11 protein-coding genes and 1 tRNA gene are annotated in these 15126 nt (G+C 40.6%); 11 read left to right on the forward strand and 1 reads right to left on the reverse strand.

Going from position 1 to position 15126, the window contains the following annotated elements:
• The first annotated feature begins 1452 nt into the window (after window positions 1-1452).
• The 8 genes from JJQ88_RS19750 (at window position 1453) to JJQ88_RS19785 (ending at window position 9121) form a co-directional block, all read left to right on the forward strand.
• Window positions 1453-2004, forward strand: a complete 552-nt coding sequence (locus JJQ88_RS19750; protein WP_210367758.1) for an RNA polymerase sigma factor — start codon at window positions 1453-1455, stop codon at window positions 2002-2004.
• On the forward strand, window positions 2004-3038 hold the full coding sequence (locus JJQ88_RS19755) for a DUF4030 domain-containing protein (RefSeq protein ID WP_210367759.1): 1035 nt from the start codon (window positions 2004-2006) through the stop codon (window positions 3036-3038). The genes JJQ88_RS19750 and JJQ88_RS19755 overlap by 1 nt, the downstream gene beginning before the upstream one ends.
• A gap of 509 nt (window positions 3039-3547) precedes the next feature.
• Complete coding sequence (locus tag JJQ88_RS19760; protein WP_210367760.1) at window positions 3548-3862, forward strand: hypothetical protein; 315 nt, start codon at window positions 3548-3550, stop codon at window positions 3860-3862.
• Window positions 3863-4216: 354 nt separating this feature from the next.
• Entirely contained in the window at window positions 4217-6412 is a 2196-nt protein-coding gene (locus JJQ88_RS19765; RefSeq protein WP_210367761.1) for a PAS domain-containing sensor histidine kinase, read from the forward strand.
• 657 nt (window positions 6413-7069) lie between these two features.
• Window positions 7070-7282 carry a hypothetical protein gene (locus JJQ88_RS19770; RefSeq protein WP_210367762.1) on the forward strand — a complete coding sequence of 71 codons (213 nt, stop codon included), beginning with the start codon at window positions 7070-7072 and terminating at the stop codon, window positions 7280-7282.
• A 184-nt stretch (window positions 7283-7466) separates the two neighbouring features.
• Window positions 7467-7913: a hypothetical protein gene (locus JJQ88_RS19775; protein WP_210367763.1), complete on the forward strand. Its 447-nt coding sequence runs from the start codon at window positions 7467-7469 to the stop codon at window positions 7911-7913.
• 68 nt (window positions 7914-7981) lie between these two features.
• On the forward strand, window positions 7982-8491 hold the full coding sequence (locus JJQ88_RS19780; protein ID WP_210367764.1) for a P-loop NTPase family protein: 510 nt from the start codon (window positions 7982-7984) through the stop codon (window positions 8489-8491).
• 114 nt (window positions 8492-8605) lie between these two features.
• Window positions 8606-9121 (forward strand): YhcN/YlaJ family sporulation lipoprotein, encoded by a 516-nt coding sequence (locus tag JJQ88_RS19785; RefSeq protein ID WP_210367765.1) that lies wholly within the window; start codon window positions 8606-8608, stop codon window positions 9119-9121.
• A 32-nt stretch (window positions 9122-9153) separates the two neighbouring features.
• On the opposite strand, the gene JJQ88_RS19790 is transcribed toward JJQ88_RS19785, so the two are convergent.
• Window positions 9154-9582 carry a DUF2621 domain-containing protein gene (locus JJQ88_RS19790; RefSeq protein ID WP_210367766.1) on the reverse strand — a complete coding sequence of 143 codons (429 nt, stop codon included), beginning with the start codon at window positions 9580-9582 and terminating at the stop codon, window positions 9154-9156.
• A 138-nt stretch (window positions 9583-9720) separates the two neighbouring features.
• Between JJQ88_RS19790 and JJQ88_RS19795 the strand changes: the two genes are divergently transcribed.
• From JJQ88_RS19795 to JJQ88_RS19805, 3 genes are all read left to right on the forward strand, one after another.
• A tRNA-Sec gene (locus JJQ88_RS19795) sits at window positions 9721-9817 on the forward strand.
• Window positions 9818-11030: 1213 nt separating this feature from the next.
• Complete coding sequence (locus JJQ88_RS19800) at window positions 11031-13550, forward strand: MBL fold metallo-hydrolase (protein ID WP_210367767.1); 2520 nt, start codon at window positions 11031-11033, stop codon at window positions 13548-13550.
• Complete coding sequence (locus JJQ88_RS19805) at window positions 13540-15126, forward strand: hypothetical protein (RefSeq protein WP_210367768.1); 1587 nt, start codon at window positions 13540-13542, stop codon at window positions 15124-15126. The genes JJQ88_RS19800 and JJQ88_RS19805 overlap by 11 nt, the downstream gene beginning before the upstream one ends.

The raw sequence follows: 15126 nt of genomic DNA on the forward strand, positions 1-15126 counted from the left end.
GTTAAAAGGTAGCGCAAGAGCCGTATGCACTCCCTTTTGAGGCAGCAGAAGGGTTAAAAGGTAGCGCAAGAGCCGTACGCACTCCCTTTTGAGGTAGCGGAAGGGTTAAAAGGTAGCGCAAGAACGGAATGCGCTCCCTTTTGAGTCAGGGAAAGGGTTAAAAGGTAGCGCAAGAGCCGTACGCGCTCCCTTTTGAGTCAGCAGAAGGGGTAAAAGGTAGCGCAAGAGCCGTATGCACCCCCTTTTGAGTCAGTGGAAGGGTTAAAAGGTAGCGCAAGAGCCGTATGCACTCCCTTTTGAGGTAGCGGAAGGGATAAAAGGTAGCGCAAGAGCCGTACGCGATCCCTTTTGAGTCAGCGGAAGGGTTAAAAGGTAGCGCAAGAGCCGTACGCGCTCCCTTTTGAGTCAGCGGTGGGGGTAAAAGGTAGCGCAAGAGCCGTACGCGCTCCCTTTTGAGTCAGCGGAGGGGGTAAAAGGTAGCGCAAGAGCCGTATGCACTCCCTTTTGAGTCAGCGGAGGGGGTAAAAGGTAGCGCAAGAGCCGTACGCGCTCCCTTTTGAGTCAGCGGAGGGGGTAAAAGGTAGGGCAAGAGCCGTATGCACTCCCTTTTGAGGTAGCGGAAGGGATAAAAGGTAGCGCAAGAGCCGTACGCGCTCCCTTTTGAGTCAGCGGAAGGGTTAAAAGGTAGCGCAAGAACGGAATGCACTCCCTTTTGAGTCAGCGGAAGGGTTAAAAGGTAGCGCAAGATCGGCATGCACTCCCTTTTGAGTCAGCGGAAGGGTTAAAAGGTAGCGCAAGATCGGTATGCACTCCCTTTTGAGTCAGCGGAAGGGTTAAAAGGTAGCGCAAGCACGGAATGCACTCCCTTTTGAGTCAGCAGAAGGGTTAAAAGGTAGCGCAAGCACGGAATGCACTCCCTTTTGAGTCAGCGGAAGGGTTAAAAGGTAGCGCAAGATCGGTATGCACTCCCTTTTGAGTCAGCAGAAGGGTTAAAAGGTAGCGCAAAATCGGCATGCACTCCCTTTTGAGTCAGCGGAAGGGTTAAAAGGTAGCGCAAGATCGGTATGCACTCACTTTTGAGTCAGCGGAAGGGTTAAAAGGTAGCGCAAGAGCCGTATGCACTCCCTTTTGAGTCAGCGGAAGGGGTAAAAGGTAGCGCAAGAACGGAATGCGCTCCCTTTTGGGTAAGGCTGAAGGGTTAAAAGGTAGCGCAAGAGCCGAACGCGCTCCCTTTTGAGGTAGCGCAAGAGCCGAATGGTACTGCAAGAGGGTAGGGGGCTCACCGCTAGCCCCACGGAAAGCAAGGGACTGGAGCGGGACACAACAGCCCCAGTTTATCAGCCAAACCAAGAAGGACCGGGTAGTTTTTACCCGGTTTTTCTTACGCTTATTGCATCCAATCAGGCCGTTCGCTCGCCTAATAGATGTAGGGAAAAAGGAGGTGCTTACAGCATGGAACAGAAAAGACTGATGGAACGGATCAGGAAGGGAGAAGATGAGGCGTTTGCCGAACTGGTCAATCCTTTGATTGAAAAGAGTTATCGCACCAGCTTTTCAATTCTCCGTTCAAAGGAACAGGCCGAGGAGGTTATCCAGAATGCGATGATTGAAGCCTACCAAAATATCATGAACGGGAAGGAAATCAACTATTTCACAACCTGGTTTTATAAACTCGTCTCACATCGTTCCATTGATGTTTTGAGAAAGAACGCAAGATTAAAAGAGACTCACATTGAACTGGAATATTTGAAAGACAGGCAGGGCGTGGTGGAAAGTGTCATCAAGCAGGAAACGGAAAAAGAAATCAAAGAAGGAATCCTCTCGCTGGCGAACACTGACTATCGCAATGTTCTATTGCTCTATTATTATCAAGAGCTTTCAATTCAAGAGGTCTCTGACTTGCTTGGAATGAAAGCTTCAACGGTGAAATCGCATCTTCGCAGAGCAAGAAATGCTTTGAAAACAAGACTGACCAAAAATTCGATCATAGAGGTGAATTCATGATGAGGGTTGATGAGATGGTAAAAAAGGAGATTGAAGAGGATATGAAAAAAATCCAGGTTCCTTCATCCTTGTATAATTTTGCGGAAAATATCAGAGCGGAGTCAGAATCCAAGGAAGTGAATGGAACCCCAGTCGGCAGGAAAAAAACGAAAAAAAGATATCCTATCGCAGCAGCTGTCGTCGCAACGCTCAGTATTCTGGCAGGGTCGGCATTCATGAACCCGGCAATTGCAGAAATGGCAGCGAAGATTCCTTATCTTGGCCAGGTATTCAAGACAAAACCTGTCCATGAAATGCTCCATGAAGCGCTGGAGAAAGAAGGGTATAAAGACGTATCGTTCGGCATGACTCCAGGTGAGAAAGCTTCATTTGACATCAGTATCCAGGGTTCCGATCAAGATGCAGACCGCGATAGAGAAAAAATTACGAAAATAGTCGAGGATGTCCTGAAAGGGAAGGGTTATGATAATTTTATGATCAATGTATCGGCCTATTCTCCAGAAGTCAAACCTCTTTCCGAGAATGATAAAAGAATGATGGAATCAATCCAGGCAATGGACAAAGGCCTGAAGGACCAGGGGTTCAACGTCCTATATGTGAAGCAATACAAAGATATCATCGAAGTCGACATTCCAATAACCGAAATGCGTGAAAATGAAATCAAAAACGCTACTCTTAAGCTTGCGAAGCAGCATGGTCTGGAACAAGAAAAGGTAAGCATTTCAAAAATCGATCTAGAAGAGAGAAAGCGTGAAAGCCAATGGCATGATTATTTAAGCACTATCTACGAAGGCTTGGCATTGAAGAAGGACTACAAAGTCAACAGCTACGGGTATTTCTACAATAAAAATCATATGGAACTCATCATCAAGACGTCCATCAATCCATCTGATCCAAATGCATCAGAAATGGCGGATAAAATCCGGAATGAAATCGTCCAATTCCTTGAAAACGGAGAGATAAAAGCCAAGATAACCGACGATACTTATAAAATCGTTATCCACGCAAAAGATGGTAAAGAAATCGCTCGTTAAGATTATAAAAGCAGGATCCCTAATTAATAGGAATCCTGCTTTTATTGTACGCTTCTTTTAATGTTCATCTTCGAAACCTGCATATTATAAAGGTGAAGGATAAAAGTTCAGCTCGTTCTCATTGTTCCAAGGTGACCGATTGATGGATACTCCCTTCAAAGCCGGAATCTGCATCAGGCTGCCATTTAAGCAAAACGCCTCTACCAGATTCCACTCCATTATAAGATCCCTCTCCATTATAAGATCCCTCAAGTTTGTTGACCACACCGTTTCAGCATCACTTCCTTATTTTATCTCCACACCCTTTCAAACTGTAACCAAGTGATGATTACGAATGCTCGGTTGTATTGGAAGCAGCTTATTATTTTTCGATCTGCCGGCTCATACTGCTGGGCGATTTCACATCATGATTTCATACCCCTTCCATATCCAAAGGTATAATATTTTGGGTGAAAAGAAGCCGATTTTGGCCATACTAAACAGAGAATATTGCATAGGAGTGGTTGTCCTTGCCGAAAAAGTCTTCAGAAACAGTGGCAGAGGTAAAAGACAGTCCGGGTAAAACGAAGCAAGAGAACCGTCCCCCTGATTCAGATCGGTTGTTGGGGGCTGTGCTGGAGTATTTGTCGGATGATGAGGTTGAGGTGATTGATATTGAGTATCTTCTTGAGAATACCGAAGGGTTGCGGGAATGGTGGGAGGGGTATCGCGAGCTGAACAGGCAGCGGATTGAGAAGGAAATAAAGGAATCATTAGGGAAACTTAGCCTGGAAGACCTTGAAATGATCCGTCAAAAAATCAAGGGGAAGGAACCATCATCATAAGCACTCTAGGAGTGCTTCTTTTTCGTTTGGTTCTTCCGTATATTGGAATACCGATTCACACATTCTTAAAGGGACGGCAAGAAGGAAAAAGGAAGGGTAGTGAAGAATCTACTATTTAGGAGTTGTATAAGGCTTTAGTTCAGGGAGGAAGGGTCTATGTACTGTCGAAAAGCTCTGATCAGTCAGCCATCTGAAAGCAGTTGTATGACGAAGCCCAGGAGCAGGAAAAAGCAACCACATGAGCAAAAATCATTTTTGTTTCAATAATTGAATTTTGTTAAAGTAAATAGTATATTTATGCCAAATATTACAGTTTATGTATTGCGATAAGATGAACAAGGTCGGAGGTGTCCCATGGAGATTCTCTTAAATGACTCGCCGTTTTATAAGAATGTTTTCATGAAGCTCTCTTACCCGGTGATGATCATCGAGGTGCTCAATGCTAAAAAGGATCAATACAGGTTTTATGATGTCAATGATGCAGCCTGTTCGCTCCTGAAATACTCTAGAGATGAGCTGATGGACAGAAATGCAGGTTTCCTATTCGACAGGATTGGTGCGGGGGTCCGATCCAAAATCAAAAACCTGTTGGTGAAAAAAGGCGAGATTTCCTCCATACTTGACCTCCCTGATGCAGATAATCAAATGGTCACCGTGGAGATGAATGCATCCCTTATCAGGGAAGGAGAGAAGCTCCTGGTTTTTTGCTTGCTAAAACTCCAAAAAGAACCTTGCTGCCATCAAGATCAGCTTAAAGAAGAAAATGCTCATCTTTATAAGATCATCAATACGATCCAGTCGGTTGTGATCATCCTCAATAAGGAAGGATATGTGTTTTACTGGAACCAATTCACCGAATGCCTTACTGGGTACACGCTTCAGGAAGTCCAAAACATAAAATTTTGGGATCTTTTCATAGAGCCTGAAGAAAAAAAGATGATTATCAACAATTATTTGTCTGGTAAAATTCCAACCGATTACGAAAATTATTGGATCATGAAAAATGGGGAAAAGCGTTTTTTAAAGTGGAAGAGTACCGTCGTCACGGATCAGAATGGAGAGAGCCTCTACGTCATTGCAACGGGGGTAGATATCACCGACCAGGTAAGGTCGATGAACGCGCTAGAAAGAAGCAAGGAAAAGTACAAAACCCTTGTTTCCTCAATGGATGACCTTGTGTTTACCATTGATAGCAGCCTGGCAATAAAAAGCGTGTATGGCAGGTGGCTCGAGATAAATGGCTTCACGAAAGAAATTTTTGAAGGAAAGTCCGTAGGAGATGTTTTTCCTTCTTCATTGCTTCAGACTCAGCAATGCAAGAAGGCGTTGGCTGGATATTCAACGGATTTTGAATGGCAATTTGTTTTTAATGGGAAAAAGCATTATTTTCACTCGATCTTGTCACCGATTGTTTTGAAAAATAACGAAATCAAGGAAATCGTCGGAGTTACCCGCGACATTACAGACCAAAAAATTCTCGAAGAGCATCATAACCGTATATATGAAGCAGTGACTAGCGGAATCATCGTCCAGGATCATACGGGGAGAATTGTCAGCGCGAATCAAAATGCATGCAGTATCCTAGGTTACAGCGAGGAGAAGTTAATCAATATGTCCTCGATGAATAAGGAGTGGGATGCATTGAACAGCTCTGGTGAAAGGCTTCACGGAGAAGAGCACCCTGCGATGAAGACGCTCAGGACAGGTGAAGAACATCACAATGTGGAAATGGCTGTATTCAATCCCGAAAAGAGCGGGAAACGCTGGATTCTCGTTGATACGACACCGATTTATGCTCTTGATGGCTCAGGCAAAATCGATTATGTACTTTCAACCTTCCATGATATCACGGAAAAAAAGGAAATGGATCATCTGCTTAAGGAGTCTGAAAAGCTGGCAGTCATCGGGCAGCTCGCTTCCGGAGTTGCGCATGAAATCCGCAACCCTTTGACTGGGATCATTGGCTTCATGAAGCTGCTTGATGAAAATCCTGATGCGGAAAAGCTGCATGAATACTTGCCGGTCATCAGGAAGGAATTGGACCAGATCAATCAAATCACCGAGGAATTCATCGAGCTGTCCGATTCAAAAAAGGATGGATGGGCAGTTACAAGGTTGAGCGAAATCGTCAAGGAAGCTTTGGCATTCCTTGAAAGCGACATCGCCATCAACAACATCCAGAAATCCCTAGAATGCAGAGAAGAAGTAATGGTGCAGGGGATCGAAGTCCAACTGAAACAGCTGTTCATCCATTTATTCAAAAACTCGATTGAGGCCATGCCCCATGGAGGGGGGCTGAACATCAAAGCGCAAAAAGACAAAGACATGGTCATCATATACGTAACCGATAACGGCAAAGGAATGAGTCCTGAACGGCTTAAGCATCTTGGCGAGCCCTTCTATTCCTTAAGGGAAAAAGGGACTGGCCTAGGGTTGATGAGGTGCAGGAAAATCGTCCACGACCACGGGGGAACAATCAGCTTCAACAGTAAAATAGGCAAAGGAACAACCGTGACAATCAAGCTCCCATTGGGAAATGAGCCTTCCTGAAGGCTCTGAAGAATGAAGCGGTGATTCAGTGTAAGGTAGGCGGCGTATAAAATATACGTCGCCTTTTTGAGGAGGAAGGGATATGGAACTCAGGGGACCATCTATCCATGCCGAGCAAGAATTGTTCGAGAATTTCAATAGGCGCAAAAGCCGGCCAAAAAGTTAAAATACATAGCCAGAAAGAGGGTAGTAAGGGGGTTACTTCCAAAAGAATAATTTCTCAATAGATCCGCTTGGTGATGGCAACACACAGGTCTTAAAAACACCTTTAACAAGTTTACAAAATTGTTGAACTTCTTTCACGCCAGATTTACATTCCCGTGGTATAGTAAAAATGTAATGGGAAGCAACTCAAAACTCACTTTAGATAGGGAGTGTGGAAGATGTTCTATAAAGTCATCGTCAATTTCTTGCTGCTAATTACCCATTTCTATTTCCTTTAACATTTCTTTAAAGAATAGCCAACAAGATTAACAAAATAAGCCATTAGCATTCATATTCATCTTTTATAATAAATAATAGGCAGGATAGCAAGCGTGGCTATCAGGGCAATTGGCGAAGGAGGGGCCATTGCCCATTTTTATTTTCCTGGAATAAAACCAGGTTTTCACCAATATAATGGCAAAACCACTCTGAATTCGAGCAGGAGGAGAAGGGATGTCATTGAAACATTATGCTGTTCTATTAAAATTTGCCGGTCTCATAGCGTTTCTTGTGCCGCTCTTCTTGAGGGGCATGGATGCTCACGTAGGACTATCACAAACCGGAGTCATCATCGTGATTAGCATTGGAACAGTGCTGCTGATCACCGGGAATGTCATGGAGGCCAAGGCATTGCGGACGGATGAAAAACTGAATGGCCACAGATAAACCCAGGCTGCAGCCTGGGTTTGTTGCATGATTCCCTAAAAATAATGGGGAAAGCATTCATTTTAGCGTTTAAAAAAGACACCCTGAAACAGTTGATGTTAAGCCATTATATAAATATTTCCAAAATCTTTATTTGGAATTACAATAAGAGATATGAACAGTTATGAAAAAAAGAGGATTCAAAATGGAATATTGGAAAATACTTCAAAATCCAACGGATAAGACATACGAACAGTTAATGAACGTGTTGTGCCGATGCTCAGATCAGTTTTATTTTGTGACCAGGAAAGAATTATCATACAACCAGGGTACATTAGGATTATTCATGCCTTTCATGATCCAAACTTTTAAAACAAAGAAATGGGCCAATACAATTACCAAAGGCCCTGCCGCTCAAGTGTACGTGTTTGCAGCTAACAAAGAAACATGCATATTGTTGAAACAAGCTGCCAATTCTTTATACGATTGGGTCGCTCCAAAATTGCCAGAAGACTTGACATTCATGAAAAATAACACAATTTTGTTTACGTCAACAACACATGAGGAAAATAGCGGCTTTTCAATACGCTCAGAGGAGGAAAGGAAACTAATAGGTCAAATCGACGGCCTAAAAGTGCAAAAGTTTCTATAACACACCTTTTCCTAATGGTGTAGTATTTTAAAAAATGAGGATTAGGCAAGAGCCAGGTGACAAATTTGATGAAAATTCACATATTAGGAGCGCCAGGGAGCGGGAAATCATATGTAGCAAAAGTGCTGGCAAAGAAGTTCGGTTTGCCTGTATATGATTTGGATGATGTTTTTTGGGATAAAATTTCTTCTTACTATGGCTCCCAGAATCATCCGGACAGAAGAACGGAAATAGTCAGCAAAATCCTTGAAAAGGACAGCTGGATTATAGAAGGGGTTTATTTTAGCTGGCTGGAGGAAAGTTTCAGGGGCGCGGATTACATTTTTGTCCTAAAAACAAATGTGGGGGTGCGTGATTGGAGGATCATCAAGAGGTTCTTCATGAGAAAGCTGAAGCTCGCTCCCGCCCCCCGGAGAGAATCATTCAAGAACTTAAGGGAACTACTGAAGTGGAATCATCGGTATGACAGCAAGGATCTTGTCCAGGCGGTCAAAATGCTGAAAAAACATAACGACAAAGTCATTATTCTGACGAAAAACAAAGATATTTTCAAGACTTTCAGGAAGCCTTCAAGATAAAGGTTGACCCCTCTTAAGATGGTCAGTATGGCATGCTATTTTCTTGTTTTTGCATACATAAAAACAAGCGGATTGGCAATTCTATACTTGATTCAGAAATTAGGAGGGAATTCCATGAAGCATATTCAACGTATAACAATGTTATTGCTGGCTGTCACCTTCTTCACTGGCTGCGCCATGAACAATGGAGCGCGCGAGGATGCCAATGATCGCGACAATGTAAGAATCCAGAACTATGATAAGGATTGGGATGTGAACAATCGAGGCGCCAGAGTTCAGAATGCGGACAATGACAATCTGATGAGACAAGCAGATGATGTCGCAGACAAAGTGGACGACCTGAAAGAAGTAAGGAACGCTACAGTCATTGTGACTGACAGCACCGCATATGTCGCAGTGGTTTTAAGGGACAATGAAACAGGGAATGTCAGGAAAGACCTTGAAAACAAAATCTCTGATCGTGTTAAATCAACAGATAAGAGCATTGACCGGGTATATGTTTCAAGCAACCCTGATTTTGTGGACCGAATGAGCGACTATGGTGATAAAATCAGAAGCGGACACCCAATCCGAGGCATTTATGACGAGTTCACCGAGACGGTCCAAAGAGTCTTCCCGACAGCGAGATAAAACAGGAAAAGGGAGCCTGCAACAGGTTCCCTTTAAAATAAACTTTCATATGGAGCTGTACTGATCTGCTTTTCAGCAAGCCGTTTCCGTAAAAATTTGTGGTCGCGTTTCGGAGTAGCGAGGATGTACCCACGGATCACAAGCTCTTCTGTGATGCATCCCGCATTTTCCTTCAATGCCAATTCGCCGATCTTACCCGCTATCTTGTGGCGGGCCACATCCCTGAACAATTCTGGAACAGGACTGACAAGATCCTCCAGCAAAGCCTTTTGCTCATCCGGCCAAAGATGGCGCGTCTCATTCACATAATATTCTTCCCAATCCATATCGGACTTACCGTCATTTTTGGGGAGCTTCTTCAGAAACTTGCGGAACATGAAATAACCGCCAATCGCAAACAAACCGATCAACACAACAATCCAGAACAGAATGAACCATAAAAACCAGCCTTCAAGCTGCATAACCCTCACCCACACAATACAAATTTCTTCCCTTATTATAGTATCTCCCCCCCAGGAAAGACAAGACCTGTGACAAAATGCGTAACACCCTTGTAAAAATGGAAAACCCCGAGTATAATTAAGCTTGTCTGAAATTACGGGGCTGAATGGGGTACTGGTGTCCTCCACGGTCTTCAAAACCGCTTGTGTCCTGCGTGCCAGGGCAGGTGGGTTCGATTCCCACGCAGTCCCGCCAACCCTTACATAGCAAGGGAGTGAGTCTTTTTACAAATTAAGCAACAAGCCTTGATTAAGTCCTATACAACACTCTAGGTGCCATCTTGGTGCCGGAAAGAGTACCTTGGCTATTCGTTATCTTCTTCGTCATCAAAAACCTCTATCGCTTGTTCCTGAAGAGAAGGAATCACATGACTATACAAATCCAATGTAATTACAAATCACAGAGAATCATCATAAAACAAGAAGACTTAATTTATCAGTACTTCGGGGTACATTAAGGTACTAGCAAAACATATGCTAGCAAACTTCATAACCGCTTGTGACCTGCGTGCCAGGTTAGCTGGGTTCGATTCCCAGGCGGTCCCGCCAAAATACAGTTCTTACATAATGGTCTGCTGAGCTTTCCAACGGATTAATTGTGCTTATTGGCTAGTCCGTTGTAGACCGTATAGCCAGACCGTTTGCGTGATTAGAGTCCATAGCCTTCTACTATTAATAATGTAGGGGGTTTTTATTATGTCTAAAAAGATTAGAATGTATTCAAGTAAGAGTAGTAATCTACCAACGAAAAGTAGTAATGAAGAAATGACAATAAGAACATTGTTCGAAATGTTCCTTACTGAAAAAAATATTAAGGATCATTCAGAAAGAACTCTTCACGACTATAATATACATTTTGATTACTTAATGCATTTTATGGGGAAAACATTCTAAATACACAGTTTACAAGAGAATTTTTTAAAAGCTATATTGCCTATATGTTACATGAAAAGGGCTTAAGTCCAGTAACGGCTAATATTAGAATTAGGACGTAAGATACTGTTATTTAAATGGCTATATTAAAGAACCTATACATGAGCATTTTAAACCAGTTAAAACCAAAGAGGCCACACTAGAATCATTTTATCCCGAAGAAATTAAACGAATGCTAGTAGTAATTGATGAAAGTAGTTACAAAGGTTTTAGAGATAAGGTAATTATTTATTGATATATTTGAATTTTCTGTTCCAATCACCGTATCCAATCCTCATAAGGATCTTATATAATATTCCCTTCAACTATTTACAAATTAAAGAAGCTTAAAAATTTTCGGCAAAAATTAGATTTTTTTGACAAAATTTGCGATAAGAATACCATCAATAAATGCAATATAGTACAATCAACTTATGTATCTTCTAAAAACTTACATAAAGTTTAATTTATGGTTGCAATAGAAAGAAGGTGGTTAGATGAATCAAGTAATTAAAAATCATTTAAAAGAGGCATTGTTCTTTGAAAATAGAGGATTTAAAAAAGAAGCTAAACGTCATTATGATCAAATAAAAAACCATCTCAACGAACTAGATTGTGATGAATTAACTCTTATTGGAAAATTTTATGAATCATTAAGTGAATTAAATGTTGTCTATAAGGCAAGTAAACTAGGAATAAAAAAGCTAGGAAATATTCGTGAACTAGCCCCATTGTTTTTATATGCATGGGAAAATGTAAGTCAAGAAATTAGTGAGTTGGAGTGGTTGTTAAAGCAACCGGGTATTGACCATCTTGCGGTAGAGCGGTTGGTGATAGCAAGGCATTTATTCACTTTCGGAAAAATAGATAAAGCATATATGATTTCACTAGAGGTTGCTGAGAGGATGGAAAGAGAATTCCGTGAAAATCCAAGTGTCTATGAATTCTACACACATGCTGTTTTAAATCTAGTGGAATTAGAGTTCACTTTTAAAAATTTCACTCAAGCTAGGTTTCACTTAAGGAAATTAATGTACCTTACCAAGGAGCGATTAACTAGAACACAGGATGTTGCTTACTGGGCAGCTGTTTTAGATGAGATAGCGAATTTTGTTGTTCGGCCCGATTGGGCTGAAATTGAAGGAGAACTAACAGGGGATGTATATGTTATTGCCCGCTTTTATAGTCAGTTATCTAAACATTCTTTAACTAAACAGACAGAAGAGCAATTTAAAAATACACCATTTAAAGATAAAATTTTGGAAGCTAAGAGGAAGTCATATCTTCGACTTATTATGAGGTTGAAAGGCGATTCTAATTGGTTTGTAGGAGTAGAAGAAGATAAAACAAGTGCTCCAGATGATCTGTTAACAACTCTTTTATATGCAGATTATTTAAAGTCTACAAATTCAGAGGAATTGAAAGCTTTTTGGGAGACGGAATTTCCAAAACATGCTGATAGAATTGAAGCAATTAAGGCCTATTGGAATAGTAGCAAAAAAGTAAGTACAGGTGAGCAAAATTTTGAAGACTGTTCAGTTACATTTTTTGGCGGAGGCGAAAAAATAGGTGGTACTTCTATTTTGATAAGTGTAAAAGGACATCATCTACTATTAGATGCTGGCATGCATTTGCACGAAGAGAAATATTATCCAGATTACACCCCACTTTACGATAAAGGGCTTTCCTTCGAGGATATAGATGCTTTATTGATTACCCATGCTCACATGGACCATACAGGAGCGGTGCCTTTCGTTCATAAACAGCGTCCAGACATGTCAATATATGCAACGGAAGCAACTATAGGATTAATGAAGATATTACTAGCAGATACAGTTCGAATTAGTAAAGATACCAAAGTGGATATGTATAGTGAAGAAGATGTACAAAACACTCTTTTGTCTATTAAGCCTATAGATTTCCATAAAACATTTTCAATTCCGTCAAAAGAAAGTGAATGGAAGATAACGTATTATCCTTCAGGTCACATCATGGGCGCGGGTGCAATTTACATAGAATTTGAAGGTGTTTCTATATTATTTACAGGTGATTATTCAATTGACGATCAAAAAACAATTAAAGGATTGGCTCTTCCTGAAGATTTAAAAGTGGATGTTCTAATCACTGAATCTACATACGGTTTCTTACCAACTAACGCTTCTATAGACCGTATAAGGCAAGAGAAATTATTCATTGAATCTTTAAAACTAACAATGGATAAAGGTGGTTCCATGTTAATCCCTGCTTTTGCATTAGGGAGGGCGCAAGAAATCATCCTTATTCTAAAAGATGCTTTTAAAGAGGAAAAATATTTGCCGTTCAATCTTTACCTAGACGGAAGAGTTACTGATGTATGCCGTATTTATCAAAGATATTCAGAACAGCGTCGATATATTAATCCTGATTTCTATCAAGATGAGAATAAGGAGTCGTTATTTTTTGGAGGGGGTGTTCAATCAGCACAAGATGTATATTCCAATCGTAGAAATAGTGATTTTACATTCACTGATTTTATGGAAGATTACATTTCCTCAGGAAATAACTGTATTGTTGCTAGTTCCGGAATGCTTACAGAAAACAGCGCATCAGCACGTTATGCTGAACACTTGATAGAGGATGAACGTAATGCTATTTCCTTTACAGGTTATATGGATGAAGAAAGCCCAGGTCACCATGTTTTAAAAACAGCTAAAAAAGGTTCTAATGAAAAAATAAGAGTGAATGGTATTGAGAAAGAAGTTCATGCAAGAATTGAATCATTCCGTCTATCAGCTCATGCAAGTCGAGAACAAATTGTACAACTTATTTCGAAATTGCAACCTAGAAAGGTTTTCCTTATGCATGGTGAACATGATAAAAAATTTGCACCAACACATTCGATAGTAGGTGGAGAAAAAATTTATCCTACATTGATTGACTTACTAAGTTATTTAAAAGGTGAGATTGAAGTCACACCTGCCTTTAACGGTGAAATATATTTTTTAGACAGAGAGGATAGGAGTACATATGGATATTAATACTCAGATATTAGATCTTGTGTTACGAAAATACACAAAGTCCGATAAAGAGCTTTATTCTAGCGTAGAAAATATAAGTGAAAATGAATTTAAAGAAAAATTGAAAGAACTAAATCTTTCTGACTACACAAAACGTGATTTGTTTTTTTGGGAATTGCAATTAGTGGTTGAAAAATGTGTATTTGAGCAGGGCGGTACTGATGATAATGAACGTCTAGCAGAAATGGTTGTAGAGGTGTGGAATGAAACACATCAACCTAAAATAAATCAGTCTCTTGCACTTAGCTTTATTTATTTAATAAACCTTAAATATCCTAATACTCGAAAGGCGTTCATTTCAATATGTGATGGAGATTTTCGAAGCTACAAAACTTTTAACAGCAGCAAACCAAGATTATTCAATGACCTGTTAATTCGTTTCTTAACCTGTGTTTTTGTGAACAAGCAGTATACCCATGTGATGCCTACCGTTGAACAGATAATGCCAATACTTTTTGAAGGTACTTCTAAAGCGGACTACCGTGAATCTGTTGTTAGAGTTGGTTTCCAACACAAAAAAGGACTCAATTTTGGAAAGATGAACGCCTACAGGAAAATTTTTAATGTGAATAATCTTGTCTATGCAGAAGGAATGAAATCTATTTTATTAGGTGCATTGAATGATAAAGAAGAATCAGAAGCATTAAACGCGTTAAAATACAGATTGAATTCAGTTGATGAAATTGAGGAACAAAACAAATCTGATGAAGACTTTGGAGTGGAAGATTTAATGGATAAGCACACTCCGGAAGTAAATAAACCAGACTCATTAGACCCTAAAATTAAAGTGGTATCTGCTAATGAAGTTGTTAAAGATAGTGAATCTCGTGTGGTTAATGAGGAGATTCTAAGATCTGACGACATAGAGGAACAAACTGAAGCATCACTTGGTGAACCGGTATTTGCAGGTGGTGTACTTGATATGAATACTAAAGAGGAATTACCTGTTCTAGTTCAAGACCTTAAAGACGAGCCTCATAATGAAATTGTTGGAGCCTTAGAAGATGCTTTATCTGCTGTTAAGTCCGCAATTGTTAAGGCTTCAGAACTACAAAATACACAAAGTTCGGTTGCTCAAGATTCAGGCCAAAACCAACTGAAAGTCGCTGAAGAAGAAATTGATAGATTGAAACAAGCATTGCAACAGGAGAAGGAAAAGGTAGCGCTAGCTGAAGAGAAAGCATTTGTAAAAGTACTAAATGCTATTGGTGGTGAGAGTAGCAATTATTTATTATCTGACTTACTTGAAGAGAGTCAAGGGAAAGCGCCGAGTAACCCTAACATTAGTGCAGGGAGACTAATCAATTTGTTTTCAAGTTTAAGTTTGGCAATTGGATTAGAAGAACACAGCAACAACTATGAACTAGGTAGTGTTTTTGCGGTTCAGAAAGATGAACTAATTAAAAATTATAGAATCGATGGACCGGTTGTTAGCCAAAACGATTTTATCCAAGTAAAACTCTTGAAATACGGTTGGACGCTCAATGGCAAGGTTGTTGTACAGCCTTTAGTAACTGAAGTTAAGGAGGAAGTTTAA

The organism is Bacillus sp. REN3 (assembly GCF_017912555.1).
GTDB lineage: Bacteria > Bacillota > Bacilli > Bacillales > Cytobacillaceae > Mesobacillus.